A 21,938-nucleotide genomic window follows, 5' to 3' on the forward strand; every position below is an offset into this window, starting at 1 on the left:
ACTTTTTGTTATCATCTCACAATATCTTTATACATATCTGGTCTTCTGTCTCTAAACAAGCCCCAATTTAGGCGCTCATTTGCTCCCTTATCAAGGTCATAAGTGGTTAAGAGGATTGCTTCATCTTGTCGTTCGGCTTGACTTAAAATAGCTCCTGTTTCATCCGTCATAAAGGATGAACCGTAGAAGTTAAGACTGGAACTTTGTCCTCCATTTTCCTCGCAAGGAGTGACTTCTTCTAAACCATAACGATTGGCTGCGATAACTGGGACAATATTTGCTGCTGCGTGTCCTTGCATGGTACGTTGCCAATGACCACAACTATCTGTATCCAAAATCGGCTCTGAACCAATAGCTGTTGGATAAAAGAGCAATTCTGCACCATTTAACGCAAGGCAACGGGCTGTTTCAGGAAACCATTGGTCCCAACAGATGCCAATACCAATCTTGGCATAGCGAGTATCCCAGACCTTGAAGCCTGTGTTTCCAGGAGTAAAGAAGAATTTCTCCTGATAATAATGGTCATCTGGTATATGAGTTTTACGATAAACTCCTAGTACTTCTCCATCCGCATCAATGACAGCAATGGAATTGTATAAGACATTACCATCTTTTTCGTAGAAACTGATTGGTAAAACGACCTTTAGTTCCTTGGCGATCTCTTTAAAATGCTGAATGGCCGTATTTTCTGTCACCGACTGGGCATACTGGTAGTAGTCATACTGACGCTCCTGACAGAAATAGGGACGTTCAAATAATTCTGGTAAAAGAATGATCTGGGCTCCTTGCTCAGCAGCTTGACGGACTAAACGTTCAGCTGTTTGGATATTTGTTTCCACATCCTTAGCACATTGCATCTGAATAGCTGCAACCGTTACATTTCTCATCTTTTTCTCCTATTCTGGGATTTGTTGGGTAATACAGTGGATATTTCCACCACCTAATAGAATATCTCTTGCAGGAATTCCGACAACTTCACGGTCTGGGAAACACTGGCCCAGAATATTCAAGGCCACTTGGTCGTTAGCATCCTGAAATTGCGGCACTAATACAGACTTATTAGCGATGTAAAAATTTACATAGGAAGCTGCTAGTCTTTCACCTGCATAACGCTCCTCTTCGCCTTCTTCATAAGTATAGCCCGGCAAATCTTCCTCTATAACTACTTGATGAATAGCTGGGATTGGAAGTTTATGAATAGTGAAACTCCGGCCTTTTGCATCAGTTTCCTTCTCTAAGAGAGCTAAATCAGCTACAGACATGGCATACTGAGGATCTTCTTGGTCGTCCGTCCAAGCTAAAACAAGCTCTGCAGGACCAACAAAGGCTGCAACATTGTCGACGTGTTCATTTGTCTCGTCTTGATAAATACCATAAGGCAACCAGATAACTTTTTCAGCACCAAGACTCTCTAGTAAGGTCTTTTCAATCTCCTCTTTACTCAGGTGAGGATTACGACCCGGACTGAGCAAACAACTTTCAGTCACAAGTATCGTTCCTTGACCGTCACTGTGTATAGCTCCACCTTCCAGTACAAAAGGTTTGGCATCGTAGACAGGAATTTCTATGACTTCTGCAAATCGACTGGCTACTTGGTCATCTGCTTCATAGTCTTGGTAAAGACCGTCAACAGCACCACCCCAGGCATTGAAAGACCAATCTACCGCCAGCTTTTCCCTTTGATCATTGAGGAGAATAGTTGGACCAGTATCACGCGCCCAGGCATCATTTGTCTGAATATCTAGATAAACAACCTTGTCTCCAAGATAGGATTGTGCTTCAGATAGATAGTCTTGCTCCACCAAAAGGTAGACTGTTTCCCCTTGGGAAATAGTTTTGATAATCTGGCTAAAAGCAGCTTTAGCAGCCTTTCCTTGAAAAGGCCAAGAACCTGGTCGAGTAGGCCATATCATGAGAGTCCCATGATGGGGTTCATACTCTGCAGGCATACGATAACCTAATTTCTTTGGACCGTCCATCATGATAATCTCTCCTTAAAGTCTTGGTAGCCAAATGCTTTGACTAGACTGCACTCACCCTCTTTATCCATGAGATACAAACTTGGAAGTCCAATCCCGTTAAAGGTATTATTTTTGACAAATGAGTAAATAGCCATGTCTTCAAAATAGAGGCGATCGCCGATTTCAATCGGTTTTTCAAAGCTGTAATCCCCAATGATATCCCCTGTCAGACAAGTATTTGAAGAGAGCCTATAAGTATAAGGTTTCTCTTGCGCTTCAAATCCATATCTCAATGGGGGGCGATAAGGCATCTCAAGGACATCTGGCATATGACAACTTGCTGAGGCATCTAGCACCAAGGTCTCAATCCCATTTTCAACGATGTCTAAAACTTCAGTAGCTAAATAACCAGCATTGAGTGCTATAGCTTCTCCTGGTTCGATATAGACGTCAAGGTTATAAGTTTCTCGAATACGTTTAATCTCAGAAATCAGCAAGTCCACATCATAGTCATCTCTCGTAATATGATGACCACCACCCATATTAAGCCATTTAACGTGATGTAAATAGGCTCCAAATTGTTCTTCTACTGCTTTCAAAGTCGTTTGTAAATCATCTGCCCCTTGCTCACAGAGGGTATGAAAATGAAGTCCGTCAACCAATTCCAATAAATCACTTGGTATCTTGTCTGAAGTCACTCCAAAACGAGAGCCAGGAGCACAAGGATCATAAAGCGCGTGGTCACCCTGCGTTGAACATTGAGGATTGATGCGAAGACCCACACTGATACCAGCCTCACGACAACGTTGACCATACTTTCGAAGTTGTCTCTCTGAGTTAAAATCAATATGATCAGATATTTGCAGTAGCTCTTCCATATCTGATTCCTTGAAAGCAGGCGCAAATACATGGACTTCCCCCGGAAACTCTTCTCTAGCTAACCTCGCTTCATAGAGTCCACTAGCTGTCGTACCTGATAGATACTGGCTAATTAGGGGATAGGTTTTATAGAGAGAATAAGCCTTTTGAGCTAGCAAAACCTTACAACCTGCCTTTTCCTGAACCTCTTGCAGAATGCTACAATTTTCTTCTAGTTTTGCTAAATCAATGACATAGGCTGGTGTTGGTACTTGTTCTAACTTCATTAGTCCACCATTTGTGGATTTTCAACCACAACCCATGGCAAACCGTATTTATTTAAAGCTTCCATGAATGGGTCTGGATCCAACTCTTCAAGGTTATAAACTCCAGGCTGTTTCCATGTACCATCCATCACTAATTTTGTCCCAATCATGGCTGGAACACCTGTTGTATAAGAAATGGCTTGTGAACCAACCTCTGCATAGCACTCCTGATGGTCGCAAACATTGTAGATGTAGATTGTCTTTTCAACGCCATCTTTGACACCTGTAAAGATACATCCAATATTAGTTTTACCAACTGTACGTGGGCCAAGGCTTGCAGGATCCGGAAGCAAGGCTTTCAAGAATTGGATTGGTACGATTTCTTGTCCGTTAAAATTAATAGTATCTGTACGAAGAAGCCCAACGTTTTCCAAGCATTTCATGTGAGTTAGATAAGATTGGCCAAAAGTCATAAAGAAACGAATGCGTTTAATTCCTGGAATATTCTTTGCTAATGATTCGATTTCTTCATGGTGGAGGAGATACATGTCTTTTTGCCCAACTTGAGGGAAATCATACTCACGTTTGATAGACATAGCTTCAACTTCTACCCATTTTCCATCTTCCCAGTAAGAACCTGGTGCAGAAACCTCACGTAGATTGATTTCTGGGTTAAAGTTTGTCGCAAATGGATAACCGTGGTCACCACCATTACAGTCTAAAATATCGATATAGTGGATTTCATCAAAATAGTGTTTAAGCGCGTATGCTGAAAAGACGCTTGTTACCCCTGGGTCAAAACCAGAACCCAGAAGAGCAGTCAGACCTGCTTCTTTGAATTTCTCTTGGTAAGCCCACTGCCATGAGTAGTCAAAGTAGGCAGTAAAACCAAGTTCCTTACAACGTTTCTCATAAATAGCACGCCATTCAGGGTCTTCTGTATCCTCAGCCTCGTAGTTGGCAGTATCGATATAGTGGACACCTGTTGCCAAACAAGCATCCATGATGGTCAAGTCTTGATAAGGTAAAGCTACGTTCAAAACAGCTTCTGGTTTGTAGCTTTCAATCAAGGCAATCACTTCTTCTACCTTGTCAGCATCAAGAGCAGCTGTCTCAATCTTAGTATTTGTTTTGCCTTCTAATTTAGCCTTCAAGTCATCACATTTTGACTTTGTACGGCTAGCTATCATAATTTCTTTAAAAGTTTCGCTATCTTGGCAAATCTTTAAAATAGCAACTTGGGCAACTCCCCCACATCCAATAACTAATAAACGACTCATTTTCTTCCTTCCTCTTCTTCTAAAATGTCTTCTACATACTTAGGCAACATAAAGGCACCAATATGCAAGTTTGCAGTGTAGTATTCAGTGAAAAGCTGGCGTTTTTTCCAGCCTTCCTTGTCAAAATCTTTGACAGGGTGATATTTTTTAGATGCAAATCCAAATAACCAATAGCCAGCAGGACTGGTAGGGATATGAGCCTGGTAAACCCGGCTAATTGGAAAGGCTTGATTGACCTTTCGGTGCATGCTTCGGCATGCTGACTCATCTTCGTCAAAGAAAGGACTACCATGCTGGTAAATCATGATGCCGTCTTCTTTGAGAGCCCTATAACTATTGCCGTAAAATTCCTTGGTAAAGAGCCCTTCCGTATGGCCAAATGGATCTGTCGCATCATTGATGATAATGTCGTAATCATCTTCACAATTTCTCAAAAATCTCAGTCCATTTTGGTAGTAAATGGTGACACGAGGGTCATCAAGTCCTGCAGCAAAATCTGGGAAGTATTCTCGACAAACTTCAACCAGCATCTCGTCTGGTTCCACAATATCGATTTGTTCCAATTCTGGATAGAGGGTTAATACTTGAGCAACACCACCATCACCACCCCCAATAACCAAAACTTTCTTTGGATTGGGATGGACAGCCATAGGAACGTGAACGGTCATTTCATTATAGACAAAATCATCTGCATCTGAGAACAAGACATGCCCATTTAAAATCAAAATCTTTCCAAAAGCTGGTGTATCTAATACTTCTATATCCTGCCATTCACTTTGACCAGAATAAAGCTGTTTGGCTGTTCTCATTGTTAACTTGACATCTGGAGTATGAACTTCAGAAAACCATAAATCCATCTAGTTCTCCTTTCTTTCAATGACGTTGATATGATTGACCTCTGGATCTTCCGTTCCTTGGAGGGAACAACCACGTTCTTTTGCAAATTGGATATAATCAACAATTTCTCGTGTAATGCGTTCACCTGGCGCTAGGATTGGAATTCCTGGAGGATAGCACATGACAAATTCGCCACAAACTTGCCCAATGGATTCGTCTAATGTTAAGCTTCTTCTATTTGAGTAAAAGGCTTCCTGAGGAGACAGCACCAACTCAGGCTGGATATATTCTCCAGCAATCAAGTCCTTCCCATCTCGTGAGTATAGTCTCTTGATATCAGCCAAAGCACCTACCAAGCGCTCAATGTCTTGGATACGGTCACCAATCGAAATGTAGGCTAAGATATTGCCGATATCACCAAACTCAATCTGAATGTCATACTCATCTCGTAAGAGGTCATAAACTTCGATACCTGTTAGACCAATCCCCTGAGTGTAAACTGACAGCTTGGTTACATCAAAATCACAAACCGAGACACCATCTACTAGTTCTTTTGAGTAGGCATAGTAGCCACCGATGGCATTGATTTCACGACGTGCGTACTCAGATAGCTCAATAACTTTCTCAAAGGACTCTTTGCCACGAAGGGCTAGGTTTCTACGAGAAACATCTAGACTAGCCATTAGCAAGTAGGATGCTGATGTTGACTGTGTCAGATTAATAATCTGACGTACGTACTCAGGATTCATCTGATCGCCAACTAAAAGAAGGGAACTTTGAGTCAAGCTACCACCGGACTTATGCATGGATACAGCTGACATATCTGCTCCTGCGTCCATAGCAGACAGAGGAAGTTTATCTGTAAAGTGTAGATGAGCACCGTGAGCCTCGTCTACTAAGACTTTCATTCCTGCGGCGTGAGCCATCTCTGTTAATCCCTTAAGATCTGAACAAATTCCATAATAGGTTGGATTGTTTATTAGGATAGCCTTGGCATCCGGATGGTCCTTGATTGCTTGGCCAACACGGTCATTCTCAAGCCCCAAAGCAATACCGATTTTTGGATCCACACTCATCTCGATATAGATAGGAATTGCTCCGCATAAAACAAGAGCATTAATAGCTGATTTATGGACATTTCGTGGTAGGATGATTTTATCACCGGATTTACAGGTGGAAAGAATCATGGTCTGCACGGATGAAGTTGTCCCACCAATCATTAAAAAGGCATGAGCAGCACCAAAAGCCTCTGCTGCTAGCTCTTCCGCTTCTCTGATAATCGAAATGGGATGTCCTAGATTGTCCAAGGGCTTCATAGAATTGACATCAATCCCAACGCATTTCTCACCCAGAAGTTCAACCAACTCTGGATTCCCACGGCCACGCTTATGACCAGGTACATCGAAAGGTACAATTCTTTTTTTTCGTAACTTGACCAGTCCCTCATAAATTGGAGCTTGGTTTTGATTTAACATTATAGAGACTTACTCCTTTATCATAGTTTTTTTCACCTTATACAAGGTTCTAAAGGATACTTATGAAAAAAGAGCAGGTTGGCACCTGCTCTACAATCTACTGACGTGTTTATGTTTGTTTCTTTTGAGTATGTCTGTTCCTGATGTTTCCTAACTCTCTAGTAGCAAATATTACGTACTTTATTGATCGTTTCACAAGATGACGTGTGCTTTCACCACACTAACAAATGTATACGAATTAGAACCAATGTCCTAACATCAACTTATAAAAGTAGGCTTTTAACCCTATCAATAATGTGGCTTTGCAACCACGCTTCGGCATTCAACCCTGCCTGTCCGTAGGCATTTTTTACTCGGGTTTATATTTGCTAGAAAACATCATCTCATTTTCTAAGCCTTATAACTATATCATGTTTACAAAAGTTTGTAAAGTATTTTGGGGAAACTTTATAAATTATTTACATTTTTGTTCGTATTTTTACTATACACAAAAATTGAAAACTATTTCAAATTCGCTTTTAAATAATAAAATAGGAACTAAATGAATTAATTCCTTTAGTTAGGCATAAGCAAATTCAACTATTCAAAATCGTATTTACTCATCACGAGCTACTTTGGCAGCTAGTTCAAAATCAGTCATCAGGTAATTTTCATCTAGGCGGATGAGACTATAATACTCATTCCAAAATAGAGAGTCACTGTGACTTGACCACTGTAATCCATACCACAATTGAGTGACATCACTTGTATTTGATGGGGGGATTGACCATAGATGCTTTTTGAAAGTTTCTTGAACAAGCGGGATATCAAGTCTAGTAGTCAAGTCGAGTTCATCTAACTTGAAAGTGATAGAATGTTTCTTTGCTTCTTCAATACTGTCCTTATTAAATCGAACCTGAATAACCTTAGAATCTTCTAAAGCCACATCCTGGTCCTCAGCACCGTAAAAGGAAATACTGCCAAGAACTATGCCATCTTTTGCCAGGAGATAGGGAGCGTAGGGAACAGCATTGCTATCAAGTCTGAAGCCTTTTTCGATAGTGACTGATTTATCTCCTGAATACTTTTGAAAATTGCCATCTGTCAGGAGGTCTTCGTAGTCGCTACCACCATCACCTTGTCTGACATAGATATCAAATCCAGCTTCCATCAAATCACTTGCTTTGGTTTCTGCTAAAGTGATTTTACTTTCATTAATTTGCAAAATCGGTGCTTGAGGTGGAAACCCAATCGTGAGATTAAACATGACTCCTACTAGAAAGACCATCAAGGTTATAAGGAGGGCAAGCATAGACTTCCCAGTCCTTTTTCTCGCATTGAAAAGGGCCATTATAGCAGGTAGGAGAATCATTTTGGCTAAAATAGAATTCCCAACACCACCTCTATTTAAGGTCTGAAAGGCAAAGAGCCCTGCGATGACAATCAGGGACAGGTAGACCAAAATCTCTCCTAGACCCAGTTTTTCTGTTCGAGTTTGCTGATTTACAGGAGTTTCGTACAATGACTGCCCATTCTCTTTCCTCTTTTTTAGAAAGAGATAAAAACCCAGACCGAGTAGCAGATTAAAGATTGCAAAAACTATTAAAGTACCTATAATCACCGTTCTACCCATGGTTCTCTACTCCTTTATGTTCTCTCTCAAATCTTATCTTTCACTTTAATTCCCAATTCCCAACTAATAAAACTAGTAAGAAGAAGGGGCCACTTTCTATCAGCACAATCGGTAAAGCTTAAATGGCAATGATTCTCATCTTTTTATCTTTAAGGAAACTGCTGATATTTCTAGCTCTATTTCCCTAGAAAATGCTATAATGGAGCTAACAAAATTGTTCTCTAGCAATTGAAAAACGGGGGAAGTAGTCATGCTCACTAGTATTGTTTTGGGTTTTTATGCTCTTTTCTTTCTATCCTTGTCCTTTACTATCTATCTCTATATTAGACTTGTAGTTTCGGTTAAAAAAGGCAAAGACATTCCCAAATGGATTTATAAACTTGGCCATGCTGTTCAAGGAAGAATTCACGTTGACTATGAAGAAATCACTGATTCTAATGCCCTTAAAGAGATTCATTGGTTCTTGCTAATCTATTTAATCGTAAATCTACTCGTATTGGCTGTCTTCTACTATCATGGTAATAGCTTTCCTCAAGCCATTTATGAATGTTTGAAAAAACAATTTTTTATCGTACTTGTTAGTATGATTTTAAAAAGTATTATCAAATTTATCGTATTAGCTATAAGAAAAAACTTTCAAAACAGTCATGCCTATGCATCAACCAACGCTTTTATAGGAACAGCTTTTTTAACGAGTTATGTATTTATGTTTTGCATGATGATGAGCGGCCTTCCAGCGCAACCTATTCCAGTAACCATTCAAGATACTTCTGTCATTATCGGTGAGAGCAAGGCTTCCGAGCTTTTAGACCAAGGCTTTAGCTTCGAAGATAAAAGTCCAGAGAGTCCCATCACCAATCCCAAAAACGACCACTTCTATTACGGTCAGCTTCTAGAAGTCAAGCGAGATAATCAGTCCTATGGCTTTATGATCCTTACTCCTACGGGAAGAGATACTGATCAACTCAAGAATTGTGTCATCACCTATTACAGAACACCTAAGGATAGCAAACAACTAGAAAAAATTTCCATCAATCATGTCAAGCTAGCAAATCTCAAGCTCCAAGATTTTCAAACACGAAAATTAATCGATATCTTTGAAGTCAATCCTGCTGATTATAATGTCTCTGATAAGGATAACAACTTTATCCTAACCATTCAAACAGCAGATTACGACCTCTGGAAAAGATACCGGATTGAATCCAAGTTCAATTCAGATAGTTCGATTGATAGCTATGGAGTCAGAGCCCAGCATAGCATGTGGGAATGATGGAGTGATAGCTTTAGTCATTAGTAAGCATATAATCAAATAGATGAGCGTTTAGGCGCTCCTACTTGATTTTATGCTTTTTCATTTTTTCTTGGAAAATATCTGTAAGAATTTGACGTAATTCTTGAGCTTCTTTTTCTGGAAGTTGACCTTCTTGTTCAGCAACAGCGTACAATTCCGGATACTCAAGAGAGATTCTCTTAATCGTACGTGTAATCGCATGTTTTCTAACAAAAAATGGAATCCGTTTAATCATATCTTGAGGAATTAAAGCGATAATCTTATCTGTTGTTTCCTTATCGTTCAGCTTAGAGAAAGTTAGTCCCTTTTTAATCATTTCTTGTTCTTGTTTCGTAAAATCTTGTAATTCCATATGGCTAGTCCTCATCTTCTGTCACTTCCCAAACCTCAGCTTGGTAAGGTTCTCCATCTTCATCGTATCGATTGATATAACCAATAAATCTTTCATTTTTTCTTGGTCTCTGCTGGTTCCCTTTGATAACCCAAACAGCCCATACCCCGATTAGGAATAAGATTATCAGTCCAAACAATGCATCCATAATGTCTACTCCCTTAAAATTGAACCCACTTATCATTATCCATAATAAATGGTTTAGCTAGACCTTCTCCTGTATAGTTTTCGTATTTTGTATCTAGATATTTGTAACAATCTTCCTTGGTCGCAAATTTGATGGCTTGATAAGGCTCCTCAAAGGTTAACTTTTCGACAAAGAGATAGCCGTCCTCGCTTGGTACAAGTATCCCTACATGGCCAATAAATAGGGATTGACCATCCAAGTCATCATGGACTACTACAGATAGCATTCGAGCATTTTCATTAAACTTGAATTGAGAAAGAAATTGTTCCATCTTTGCAGCATGAACTTTGACATCTGTCGTTGCTTCGGTCTTGACTCTTGAGAATAAAATATCAAAAGCATCCTTGTCTTCTGCACCAAAGACCTTACCTTTGTCAATGGCATCATTATCGACAAACAAGAGGGAATCATCTTTTTCCAACTTAGGAATTTCGATAGAATTTTTCAATAAACAATAACTGTTAATACGACAGTTGGTACCGACAAAATCACCCTTTTTAGGTGACCAAAGATTGCTTATCTTTTCAACATCATAGTCTGTTTTGGTAAATGTAGAAAAATCCCCAGTTAAGCCTACTGAGCCGACAGTTGCGTTGTAATCATTTACAAGGTTGAAAAATGCATCGACACTATCTTTATCCAAATGCGCAGCCAAGGCTTTCCGAACTTCTTCTGCACTCGGTTGATTGTTCAAATTGCTGTAAGTTGCTTTCCAGGAAACCTGATTCGACTGTGATTGAGTCACTGAAGTTTCAGCAGTACTATCAGAAGTCTTTTGAGTTTGACTACAAGCTACTAAGGTCAAAAGAAGTGTTGAGCAAAGACTAATAGTCGCTAATCTTTTAAATTTCATAGGCATTCCTTTATTAAAAAATATCGTTAAAAAGAATTGTCAAAGTTTAAAAATCTTATTCTTTAGTTTGAGAATAGACTTCGATATGCTGACCTAGCACCTTGATTTCTACTGGTAGGTCATCAGATTTGTCACCATCAACATCTGTTTCTAATTCAGAATCAGAAGAAATTTTTATATGACGAGCTTTTATATACTCGATATTCTCATTCACGACGACATCCCCTTTTAATAAATCAGGGATAACTGACAATTTAGTAAGGATTGAGGCATCTTTTAAAATCAAAATATTAGCATAACCATCCTTGTCTTCATCAAAGATTTTTTTGTCAGCGAAATAATTGGTAAGGAGAACCAAGACATGGCTGGCAGGGCCGATGTAATTTCCATTTTCAGTCTCAACAGTAATGTTAAATGCTTGATCTGTAACCACTGACTTCATGGTATTAATCGCATAGGCGAGCATGCCAAACTTCGTTTTATCTTCTATCCCAACGTTGTGGATAGCTTCTGGTAATGAACCAATACTAAAAATGTATCCGAAATAGTGCCCATTTGATTTTCCGATATCAATCTTATTGGTAGAATTAAAATCGAGTTCATCAATGGCACCATCAATATCTTGATTAATTTCTAACAGTTTCGTAATGAGATTTCCAGTTCCTCCTGGGATAATCGCAAGTTTAGGAATGTAGTCTTTTTCAGCGATACCAGAGATTACTTCATTGACAGTCCCATCTCCACCAAAAACAAGAACAGCATCATATCGCTCACGAGAAGCTTCTTCTGCAAAGTTTGTGGCGTCTTGCGCTGTCTCCGTAATTTTAATCTCCACATGTTCAAAATAGTCTCTAGCTTTATTCTCCAGTTTCACCTTATAATCCAAGGCTTTTTCGCCACCAGATGTTGGATTGATGATTACCATAATTTTTTTCATTTATAATTCTCCTTACAACCTAACTATAAAAAATTAAGTTTCAATATAGCTTTTTTAATACTATGCCATTATATAACTAAATTCTTAAAATTAAAAATTGGATGTCCTGAATTTAAATAGATTGATCTCTTGCCTAATAATGCCTTAATATTAATTCTTAAAGTTCTTAAGTTTTCAATGTTAAAAATCATGTAGAATAGAATGCTTGCTACTAGTATCCTTTGACACTCCCTCTTGAGAGAACTTATTAAATCTAGTTAAAAAGGACGTTTATAGTAGTTCTACTTTTATTCCTTGACTCTTAAAAATATCCTTAACTTGTTCAAAATTACTAGTCATAATTGTCGCTTTCTTCAGATTTGGAAACTGTTGCAGTTCTTTAAGACTAACTTCATTTAGATCGAAACTATCATCTTCACCGTCCCACTGAGGTATCAGATTCATATAAATCTCGTTACCTCCATCCATATCGATTTCTTGAACTTGTTCAGCGTATTTCTTAGGTATAGGAAGGTTTTTCATATAATCAAGTGCTGGCTGAATAATCTCCATACTTTCTGTGTCGATATTCAACTCACTGGCTTCCTCTGCAAAGTCAAAAATATTAAAAACAGGTTTCAAAACCTCTAAATCATACATTAAAACCTGGATAATAGCTAGTTTAAAATTTATATTTTCAAAGGAAAGCAGTTCTTCGTCAGTTTCTTTTAACTTGTAACTTTCCCGTTCACGCTTTATCTCTGGAAAATAGGAAATAGAAAGTGTGTCTGTGATTGTCTCTGTAATTCCTTTAAAATTTGCTCCATAAGGAGTCCATAAAATAAGGTTAAAATCCCCTACTCTATGCCTATCAGAAAAGAAATAAGGAGATTTTCCATCTGATAATACCACAGCTTGACATGGTTGCTTTGGCAATTCTTTCTCTCCAGTCATAGATTTTACAACATCGCCATAGTAGAGGAAAACAGTAGAAATCAAATGTTCCTCATCAATGTAGGTTTTAGATTTTTTTAAATGATTTTTAATCGAGAAAGAATATTCAAATACAATACCAATATTGTCATAAATGTATTTAATAAACTTATTATCTCTTTTGACAACCTGATCAGGCTTCCCCAATACAGCTTCAATATCTTTCAAGGACAAAGGAAAAGATAAGCTGGTTCCGTTAATAATCATTGAATTGTTTTGAAGATTGATTTCAAGTTTTTTGTGAGTTGTTTTCTTAAAAAAATTAAACATATTACTACCTTCTCTTAAGTTTCTTCCAGATAAATTTTGACCGCTTGGCATTCCTGCTCTCTAGCATAGGCAAACACCTCTGAGGGTGGAATACTCACATCATAATCCAAATTTTTTCACCACCAGATGTTGGATTAATAATTACCATTATTTTATTCATATATCATTCTCTTTAAAGATATGGCAAAATTTCTAGTAACTGACTATATCATTTGTGCTATTGAAACTACATCTATAAGCTTGCAGAGTTACATTCAATAACTCACTAAAAAGATTGAAGCGACAATAGTTTAACTCCTACACATCTTTCTTAGATAAAGTCACATAGTCTGTCAAGTACAAAACTCCTGAAACTAAAGCTAATATACTAGAAAAGTAGGAAAAAAAGGGAATAAATCCTAGAATGGATGCAGTAAACAGAAACTGATAGGTTTTATTATTGACTTTTGAGTTCTCATCATGGAGAAAAAATGCCAGAAAAGCCAAAATTAGCAATATAAAACAGGTGAAATAGACCATATTTCTCAAATCAGGAAATTCAACAAACCGAGAGATTAAATAGAAAATTTTTCCCCCATCTTTATCAGAAGAGGCATAAACAATCACATAAAATCCAATGATGGCACTAATTCCGTTTATGAGTAATAATTTTTTTGATTTCACTATTTATTAAACCTTTCTATTATATCTAAAATGGAAGTACACCAGCCATCAAACCTTGAGCAATAAAACAACTATTATTTTGGAAGTCTGAAAAATAGGTATTACTGATAAAATTGTATAGTTTATCAACCGGTCTATTGTACCAATCCTTGTATACATATTCCATCTTATAAATCAGCAAGGGCTTTCCATCTTGGCTATAGCCCTTAAAAGTTATCGAAAATACATCTCTATAACCAATAATTTTATCCTTCTTATTTGAATTGTTCCCCGTTCTATATTGTTCAAAATCAATAAGATGTGTATAGAGCATGAGTTTTGACAGAGCTTTTTCTGACAGTTTTTGACTATGTTCAAAAGAGATTATTCCACGATTACTGGATTCTTGGTAAGACAGTTCATAGGTCATCAAATTACACTTAAAATAACCAATAATTTCACATCCACAATAGATAATAAATTCAAATTTTGAAAAATATTCTTTATCCCAAATCATCTTATTTCTCCAACCCTACTAGCTATACTAGAAATTATGTTTAAACTCACCAATCTACTTTAAGACGTAAAAGATTTTCTTCTTTAAAAGGTCTTTACTCTTTTACCAGCAAAGCTACTCACTCACAATGAATTTATTTTGACTATTGAATATCTTCCATCACTTCTTTCACATATTCCTCTACATCTTCAATCTCTACAAACATTGGGTCTAAGTGGCATAAGAAGCGCCAATCTTCGGTGCTGCGTTTTCTGTAGAGAATCGCTTCGCCGTCTTCACTTCTGAAAAAGCTTCTATCCACTTCATATCCTTTGCTTTCTAAGAATGCTTTTGCCTTACGGAAGTTTGCTTCTCTGGCTAAGACATAGGCTTTCACTTCATCGTTGTTAACGACATAGGCATCTACTTTTGTAGCTCCTTCGATCATTTTATCGTTTTTAAGGGACAGATTCGAAATCTCTTTCCAAATGATCTCAACATTTTCCTCAGGGTTAAACGAAAATCTAGATAAAGGGACAATACTTCCATTGAAGACAATCTCCATATAATCCGGTAGATTTTTTGGATTAAAATACTCCACTTCAAACCCATATTCTGTTTCTAAAGTATATCCCGGAATTTGAGCTACAAAGGCTCTTCCCTCTTCTAAAGAATCGAACGCGACTAAATCCTTTTGATAATCACCTTGATACAATTCCAATATAACCATCGATAACCCTCCTCAACATTATTACGTTAATGTCAATAGTCATACCTCTTTAACGATTGTCAAATAAGGTTGCTTAACTTCATATTTTTTTCTTTGTTATGTTTAAATTTTATGCAATGATCTGCTGCCTTTATGACTGCTTCCTCGAAGCAAACTAGACGCAATCGGCTCCCATTCATAACCGCAGATTCTGCATCTAGCCTTTACTGGCGAATGTCTCCCTGTGTAATTACCGATAATTTCTACATTAGGATTAACAATAGCAATCTTTTGTTCAAATTCTTCCTGGTTATTTACAAAACTTACATGCGCCAATTTAGTTCCACACTTTCTGCAACTATCTCCGGAAAGTAAGTTTGCTGGAACAGCATCCCATTCAAATCCACATTGCTTACAACGCACCAATAACCTTCTATTTGCATTCTGATAAGTGCCCAGAATTGCAATTGACGGATTCACAACAGACATCCTTCTCGCAAAAATATCGTGTGTCATTGATTTTGCATTAGAGTATGCATTTTTTTCAATCTGCTCCCACTCTTCGTCATCAATCTTTTCATTCAATTCGACTTCACTAAATAATTTTTGTATAAGACTTCTGATAATTGAGTGATTCGCAATATTTAAATCTTCTACAAATGTATACACATCATTCTCAAAAGGTACTGTCTGTCCCTTAGGGAATTTATCATAAATTGTGATAAGTCTGATTCCTTTTTCAGAGCACAAAACCCGTTTTTGCTTATCTCTTTGTATTGATTTCTTATGGAGCCACCAGTTACCAGGTTCAATTGCGAATTTCAGCGAAGGGATAAGGATATCAATTTCCATTCCTATCGTCTTTTTATCTCTAGAAAGAACCTTATCTGATCCAAGTACACTTTGGAAACATAGTAGAATAGCTTGTTCCATAAAGCTGGTCCCACTTTTTGCACACCTTGGGCACCCATGCCCAGCAAGAATCGAATACGGTTTTGCTTCCCAATCATTTCCACATCGTGAACAGTGTAGTTTTATATTTGTATGTCCATTAATATATTCACCATGTACCTCTATAGAATCGTCAACAACTTTTAAGTCTTCTATGAACCGCTCTGTTGTTTTTAATCCCGTTTTACCACTATTATTTATTGCGCCTTTCTTTGCAGAACATGATGGGCACCCTTTCCCTTGGAGCAAACTATATGCTAACGGATTCCATATCTTTCCACAAGTCTTGCATTTGACTTGGACTCGCTCGATAGCCTTGGTATACGTTCCTAGAATCTCAATATTGGAATTTATTTCTTTCATTTCGAGAATAAATTTCTCTGGTGAACGAGTCATTAAAATCACCTACTTTATCAAATCAGTCTTTGTCAAAATCAAATCATCACAGTAAATCTGTCCTAACGAGAAGAGCAGACGCCTCACCATGCTCTGTTATCGGAAATACATCCACAGGTCCCACCCGTTTCAAAGTGCACATTGGTCACGCCATCAACTTCTCACATGTTAAGTTATTTTCTGAGATTGATGACAGCCGATTATAGTGCCTTCTTTGGTATTTAAATATTACCGAGCGATCGCTCTTTTTCTATAAATTCAACCAACTTCCCTTTCCCATCGTCTAAGAACCTCTTTCAAAGGCTCATCGAGATAGCTATAGGCCTTGTCCTTAATCCACTCAGGAATTTTATAAGCTGCTTCGGCGATACTTCCTGTGATTGCAGCAAGAGTGTCGCTGTCCCCACCAAGAGAAATCGCATTTCGAATCGCATCTTCAAAGTCTGTACTTTCCAGAAAGGCAACGATGGCCTGAGGAACCGTATCCTGACACGTTTCGTTGAAATGATACGTAGGACGAATTTCATCTAACGTTTTAGAAAGTTCATATCCATATTCTTTCTCGATATGTTCCTTGATGCGTCTTTTAATCTCCGCAGGGTTATCGCTACCATCACCACCAAGGAAATAACGGCACATAAAAATCGCATCCGCTGTAGCCGTTGCTCCTTTGATTCCTTCTGGATGGTTATGCGTCACCTCTGCAGAAAGTTGCGCCAGACGTTTCACCTCAGACGGCAACTCGTCTGTTGTGACATCCATCACCCAAGCACACGGAGAAACACGCATCGCAGAACCATTTCCAAAACTATTGTAAGGCTCACGGTTATCGGTCATAAGCCACCGGTTAAACCTAGCACCGTAATCCGCGTTTGGATACATTCTGCCGTACTTCTTCATGGCATCGATGAAGTCATCCTTCTGTCCGCCATTCATGATTGCTTCCGCCACAGCACAGGTCATCACCGTATCATCTGTGAAAAAGCAGTCATCCCTAAACAATGGAAAATCCTTCGTTTTAATATTGTTCCATTCATAAACCGAACCAACAATATCTCCAACTATTGCTCCTAGCATCAGATTCCTCCTTATGATATATCAGATTCATTACACATTTCCAATGAATCACTCTTTAAAAATGGCACCACCAAATTAATCCACTCTTGAGGCAAGTAAGCTGATAAATAGCCGTGGTTATAGCCCTTTGCTTCATACAGGATCGTATTGGAATGTAGCTGCTGAAACAATCTAGCTGACTCTTTCACATAGTTCGATTCTTTTTCACCATAGATATACAGAACCTGCGCCTTGCTTGCAGAAATCGTGTCTTTTAGCTTGTAACGCTCCATATAGGTTTTGTATATGGTCACCAATGTTTTGATAGGGGGCCTTGGCAGATCCTCCAAATAATAATCTTTTAGTACCTCTGGATAAGCGAGTTTAGGATAGAGTTTGTTCATCATGCTTAACTGCAGTTTACAAGAGAATTTACTAAACATTAGTTTGCCAAATAGACGTACCAGAAAAATGCTGATTTTAGCCAACCTTGGTTGAGGAATACAGAGGCTTCCATCTATGATGGCTTTATCAGCTATATCTCTGTCTATTGACAAAAGCTCCATAGCAATTTGACCACCAAGTGAAACACCACCGATTGCAAACAATTTCCCACCACAGTTTGCTTTGATATAGTCTAGAATCTCCAAAGCAGAATCTTCAGTAGAAACATAATCAAGTTGATATTCTTCGCCGTGGCCATTCAAGGTGGGTAAAATGATACGGTATTCTTCTGACAAGATTCGTGCTTGACGAAGATAATTCCACCAAGAACTGCCACCACCATGTATGAGCAAGATAGGAGGCAAATTCTTATCACCAAATTCATGGAATTTCATATTTAAACTCCTTACTGTAGAACTTTCACTTGATAAATACTTGTTCAATCAGCTCGTACAAGCAGTGATACCTCATCAAATAGAAAAATCTCTAAAATCAATTATCTAGAATGACCACACGTTACTTTCAATGATGGATATCCTGATCTAAATTTTAAAATTACTAATTCTATTACTAGCCAATATAGTACAAATTAAATAACCAATAAAAATAACATAGCAGCCAGTCTTACAACTTACTACTTTTCATATGATAATTTACAAATGTTTTTCCAGCCACTCGATCTTTTTAAAATCCTTATTGTTATTTTGTTCATTTCGATAGGAGTCTTGAGAAGAAGCTTTGTAAATACTTAGATACTGCTCCAGACTTGGAAGACGAAAAGTGATGCCTTCAATGTGAATAAGCTCTATATCCGATTCCGAAACTCCTGCAAAATCAAGTAAGGAATCGATACTTCCAAATTCAACATTCTCTCTATCCTTTTGGAATTCATGCTCATGAATATCTATTAAGACGTAGCCTAAGTCTTTCATCACTTTCATTATCTTGTCCCAGTCATAAATTCTGAGATGATCAGGTGCTTCCCAACCTCTAGGGTCACCAGGCACATGAATGTCAATGTCAGACGGCCCCCAATTTTCTTTCGTTCTAAATTCCAATCCCAAAGACCCCATCAGTGTCGGTGTAATTCCGACTCGATTTAAATGGAAACAAATGGTTTTAAATTCTTCAAATAAGAGACTCATGTTTACTCTAAGCCTTTCATATAAATGTTCGTTATTTCTACTTTATTACCTTGAACAAAATCATCTTCATTTTCTAGAGTATATTCAGTTATTTTAGATACAAATTCTTTTCCTTACTAATTCTATTACTCGCCAATATAGTATAAATCAAATAACCAATAAAAATGATAATAAAAATAACATTAATTTTTAACACAAAATAGAGATTTAACAAATTTGCGAACGCATGAAATAATATACAGTATCCCACAGATTTCGTTTGACGATAAAGAAGCCCTAAAACAAAACTTAAAAATAATGTATATATAAAAAATAAAATAAAAGGAAATCCTTGATGACTTTCTCCAACTATAAACCATAAAGGTAGATGCCATATTCCCCAAATTGATCCTACAATCAAATTAGATTGCCAATAAGTATATTTTTTATCAAGTAACGGCTGTAATATTCCTCTCCATCCTAATTCTTCATGTCCACCACCAAAAAAAATCATTTGTATAAAGAATAATGGCATCAGATAAATTGATACTTCATTTAATTCTAAGGAAGATACAGAAAATAGTATCAAAATTGCTAACAAATGAATAATGAAATAAATACTACTATTTCCTTTCTTACTAAATAGAAAATGTTGAAATTTTATATTATTCCTTTTCAAATAAAAGCCACTTGCAATAGCTGGTCCAAGTGCACCTACTATATGTAATGTTCTTCCTATAATTGTTTCTAATCCAAAAATATGAGATTGCGTAAAGATGGCAAGAATCCCCCAAGCTATATAAGTAATTCCAAATGTACAATAAAGATAATTTTTTAAATTCTTTTTGTCAATTTCTGTCATTTTATCTTCCTTATTCTGATTATTTTATATGTAATATTTGTCACTGCTTCTTTGTTGCTATCGATTATAACTACCTATATTCTATCACAAAAACACAAAAAAAGCCTTACAATCAAGGCTTTTCATTATTGATTTATACCAAGCTTTCTATGCTTTTACGAGCAGAGATACACACTCGGCGGTTCGCTGTAACCGTATCGTTTCGTCGTAAACTCCTTACTCTACGACAGCTATCTCATGGGCAGAATATCTGCTTCTACTTCGCTGATGCCTCAGCTCGTACAAGCAGTGATACCGCCTCAACATGTGGTGCTAGTATACTTCTATATTATAGAACGAAAGTGATAGAGTGTTTTATAAAATTATACTATAAAATGAAAGAGAATTACACACTCAACTCAAACAACTTATAAAACTCACCTCTCCTATCCATCAAGTCACAAAAAGAACCATCTTCAACAATGACGCCTGCTTTCATAAAGAGAATTCTATCGTATTTTTTTAAAATGTTCTCATTCAACTTGTGGGTTACTACAAGTGCAGTCAAATCTTGAATATCCAAGATTGAATTTTCAATTTCAGTAGTTACTTGATTATCCAAAGATGAGGTAGCCTCATCCAATAATAAGATCGGTGTTTTTCGAATTAAGGCACGCGCAATACTAAGTCTTTGTTTTTGTCCGCCAGATAGATTTGAGCCATTCTCTCCACATAAAGTTTGTAGACCAGATTCATTTTCTAAAACATAACTTTCCAGACCTGACTGCTGTACAGCTTGATTTATTTCCTCATCAGTGAAGGATTGATTAAGTGTAATATTTGCTCTTAAAGTATCATCAAAGATATAAACGTCTTGTTGAACAATAGTCATTAAGTTATAAAGACTCTCTGCTGAAATAGCTTGTATATCCTGATTATCAATTGAAATATGTCCACTTGTTACATCGTAAAAACGCAGCAATAGATTGAGCAAAGTTGATTTCCCACTACCTGACGTTCCTACAATTGCAATTTTTTCCCCTTTTTGAATCTTTAAAGATAAATGGTTAAAAATATTTTCTTCAGTATTAGGGTAAGAAAAGTCTATATTTGAAAAAGAAATAACATCATCGAATTTTTCTTTCGTTTCACCAGTCTGAAGTTCGCTTACATCTTTTACCTCAAATGCATCTAGTGTTGCCTGACCTTCACGGAATTTACTCACTCCCATGCCAACTTCATTTAGTGGCATTACTACAAAATTGACCAGTTGAACAATAGCTGTTACACTTCCAATTGTGGTATGGCCATTAAAAACAAGATACATTCCTCCACCAAAGGCTACCAAAAAAACAATCATCCCTGAAAGCTGCGAAATAACATTAGCTAAAACATCAAATTTCCCTTTTATAAAATTTATTTCATCAAATTTTTCACTTTCATGACTATAATCCTCACAGATAGACTCTTTCACATTAAAACTTTTGATAACAAGAAATCCTGCTAAAATATCTTTAACCTTAGCTAAATACTTCTGATCTGCAATCATAGCACTATTTTGTAGAGAGGCTGATTTTTGTCCAATAAATCCTGAAATTATTATCGGAATAACACTAGCAATGATAACTAATAAAGTCAAAAACCAATTACCTATAAACATAGCTAGGAGTGAAAAAATCATTAAGGAAAGGTTTTTTGAAATATTAAAATACTGGTGGAGATAATCTTGCTCAATTTTCTTCATATTTTCGGTTAATACAGAAATAAACTTCCCTGATTTTTCCTTAGAAAATTCTCTATAATCGCTATCTAAAATAGATTGGAACACCTTGTTTTTGTATCTTGACATGATTTGCCTAACAAGTTTATTTCTCAATCGAAGAGATATAAAGTTGAGTCCTGCATAGATGAAAATAACAGTAGCTCCTACTAGTACCGCTTGAGTTAAAGCATCTTCATTTTGGGACATTCCACTATCAATAATCCCTTTAATAGAATAAGCAAAAGCAATATTAGTTAAAGGAACCAGTATATTAAATATCATGAAAGCATAAAAAGCCTTCTGATGATCCTTTATCAATTGTTTCAT

At 37.1% G+C, this 21,938-nt stretch carries 22 protein-coding genes; 1 reads left to right on the plus strand and 21 read right to left on the minus strand.

Translation table 11 applies throughout. The features are described 5' to 3' along the window. Positions 1 to 11 precede the first annotated feature (11 nt). The 7 genes from aguB to LG369_RS04155 form a co-directional block, all read right to left on the minus strand. Positions 12 to 887 (minus strand): N-carbamoylputrescine amidase, encoded by an 876-nt coding sequence (aguB, locus tag LG369_RS04125; protein ID WP_225750338.1) that lies wholly within the window; start codon positions 885 to 887, stop codon positions 12 to 14. A gap of 9 nt (positions 888 to 896) precedes the next feature. Then, complete coding sequence (gene aguA, locus LG369_RS04130; RefSeq protein ID WP_225750339.1) at positions 897 to 1,982, minus strand: agmatine deiminase; 1,086 nt, start codon at positions 1,980 to 1,982, stop codon at positions 897 to 899. Next, positions 1,979 to 3,106: a carboxynorspermidine decarboxylase gene (gene nspC, locus LG369_RS04135; RefSeq protein ID WP_225750340.1), complete on the minus strand. Its 1,128-nt coding sequence runs from the start codon at positions 3,104 to 3,106 to the stop codon at positions 1,979 to 1,981. The genes aguA and nspC overlap by 4 nt, the downstream gene beginning before the upstream one ends. Continuing rightward, on the minus strand, positions 3,106 to 4,365 hold the full coding sequence (locus LG369_RS04140) for a saccharopine dehydrogenase family protein (protein ID WP_225750341.1): 1,260 nt from the start codon (positions 4,363 to 4,365) through the stop codon (positions 3,106 to 3,108). The genes nspC and LG369_RS04140 overlap by 1 nt, the downstream gene beginning before the upstream one ends. Beyond that, entirely contained in the window at positions 4,362 to 5,222 is an 861-nt protein-coding gene (speE, locus tag LG369_RS04145) for a polyamine aminopropyltransferase (RefSeq protein ID WP_004252874.1), read from the minus strand. The genes LG369_RS04140 and speE overlap by 4 nt, the downstream gene beginning before the upstream one ends. Next, positions 5,223 to 6,677 (minus strand): aminotransferase class I/II-fold pyridoxal phosphate-dependent enzyme, encoded by a 1,455-nt coding sequence (locus LG369_RS04150; RefSeq protein ID WP_225750342.1) that lies wholly within the window; start codon positions 6,675 to 6,677, stop codon positions 5,223 to 5,225. It lies immediately after the preceding gene. Between the two features lie 595 nt (positions 6,678 to 7,272). After that, positions 7,273 to 8,289 carry a hypothetical protein gene (locus tag LG369_RS04155; RefSeq protein WP_049495030.1) on the minus strand — a complete coding sequence of 339 codons (1,017 nt, stop codon included), beginning with the start codon at positions 8,287 to 8,289 and terminating at the stop codon, positions 7,273 to 7,275. Positions 8,290 to 8,539: 250 nt separating this feature from the next. Here LG369_RS04155 and LG369_RS04160 point away from each other — a divergent pair, with 250 nt between their 5' ends. Continuing rightward, positions 8,540 to 9,559, plus strand: a complete 1,020-nt coding sequence (locus LG369_RS04160; protein ID WP_225750343.1) for a hypothetical protein — start codon at positions 8,540 to 8,542, stop codon at positions 9,557 to 9,559. Positions 9,560 to 9,620: 61 nt separating this feature from the next. Here LG369_RS04160 and LG369_RS04165 read toward each other — a convergent pair whose 3' ends face one another. The 14 genes from LG369_RS04165 to LG369_RS04230 form a co-directional block, all read right to left on the minus strand. Beyond that, positions 9,621 to 9,932, minus strand: coding sequence for a hypothetical protein (locus LG369_RS04165; protein WP_225750344.1), 312 nt, complete (start codon positions 9,930 to 9,932; stop codon positions 9,621 to 9,623). A gap of 4 nt (positions 9,933 to 9,936) precedes the next feature. Beyond that, positions 9,937 to 10,119 (minus strand): hypothetical protein, encoded by a 183-nt coding sequence (locus LG369_RS04170; protein WP_225750345.1) that lies wholly within the window; start codon positions 10,117 to 10,119, stop codon positions 9,937 to 9,939. 13 nt (positions 10,120 to 10,132) lie between these two features. After that, complete coding sequence (locus tag LG369_RS04175) at positions 10,133 to 11,011, minus strand: DUF4300 family protein (RefSeq protein WP_225750346.1); 879 nt, start codon at positions 11,009 to 11,011, stop codon at positions 10,133 to 10,135. Positions 11,012 to 11,066: 55 nt separating this feature from the next. Beyond that, entirely contained in the window at positions 11,067 to 11,948 is an 882-nt protein-coding gene (locus LG369_RS04180) for a diacylglycerol/lipid kinase family protein (RefSeq protein WP_225750347.1), read from the minus strand. 270 nt (positions 11,949 to 12,218) lie between these two features. Continuing rightward, on the minus strand, positions 12,219 to 13,241 hold the full coding sequence (locus LG369_RS04185; RefSeq protein WP_225750348.1) for a DUF6892 domain-containing protein: 1,023 nt from the start codon (positions 13,239 to 13,241) through the stop codon (positions 12,219 to 12,221). Between the two features lie 246 nt (positions 13,242 to 13,487). Beyond that, positions 13,488 to 13,853 (minus strand): hypothetical protein, encoded by a 366-nt coding sequence (locus LG369_RS04190; RefSeq protein WP_225750349.1) that lies wholly within the window; start codon positions 13,851 to 13,853, stop codon positions 13,488 to 13,490. Between the two features lie 25 nt (positions 13,854 to 13,878). After that, positions 13,879 to 14,349, minus strand: coding sequence for a hypothetical protein (locus LG369_RS04195; protein ID WP_225750350.1), 471 nt, complete (start codon positions 14,347 to 14,349; stop codon positions 13,879 to 13,881). Positions 14,350 to 14,491: 142 nt separating this feature from the next. Beyond that, positions 14,492 to 15,058 (minus strand): hypothetical protein, encoded by a 567-nt coding sequence (locus tag LG369_RS04200; RefSeq protein WP_225750351.1) that lies wholly within the window; start codon positions 15,056 to 15,058, stop codon positions 14,492 to 14,494. Positions 15,059 to 15,160: 102 nt separating this feature from the next. Then, positions 15,161 to 16,384, minus strand: coding sequence for a hypothetical protein (locus LG369_RS04205; RefSeq protein WP_225750352.1), 1,224 nt, complete (start codon positions 16,382 to 16,384; stop codon positions 15,161 to 15,163). 258 nt (positions 16,385 to 16,642) lie between these two features. After that, positions 16,643 to 17,461: an ADP-ribosylglycohydrolase family protein gene (locus LG369_RS04210; RefSeq protein ID WP_225750353.1), complete on the minus strand. Its 819-nt coding sequence runs from the start codon at positions 17,459 to 17,461 to the stop codon at positions 16,643 to 16,645. Positions 17,462 to 17,472: 11 nt separating this feature from the next. Then, a complete protein-coding gene (locus LG369_RS04215) occupies positions 17,473 to 18,279 on the minus strand; it encodes an alpha/beta hydrolase (protein WP_225750354.1) in 807 nt (268 codons plus the stop codon). 258 nt (positions 18,280 to 18,537) lie between these two features. Continuing rightward, on the minus strand, positions 18,538 to 19,029 hold the full coding sequence (locus LG369_RS04220; protein ID WP_225750355.1) for a phosphoribosylanthranilate isomerase: 492 nt from the start codon (positions 19,027 to 19,029) through the stop codon (positions 18,538 to 18,540). Positions 19,030 to 19,117: 88 nt separating this feature from the next. Beyond that, a complete protein-coding gene (locus tag LG369_RS04225) occupies positions 19,118 to 19,870 on the minus strand; it encodes a CPBP family intramembrane glutamic endopeptidase (protein ID WP_225750356.1) in 753 nt (250 codons plus the stop codon). Between the two features lie 385 nt (positions 19,871 to 20,255). After that, positions 20,256 to 21,938: an ABC transporter ATP-binding protein gene (locus LG369_RS04230; RefSeq protein WP_225750357.1), complete on the minus strand. Its 1,683-nt coding sequence runs from the start codon at positions 21,936 to 21,938 to the stop codon at positions 20,256 to 20,258.

This window comes from Streptococcus sp. Marseille-Q4154, from assembly GCF_916700545.1.
Taxonomy (GTDB): domain Bacteria; phylum Bacillota; class Bacilli; order Lactobacillales; family Streptococcaceae; genus Streptococcus; species Streptococcus infantis_I.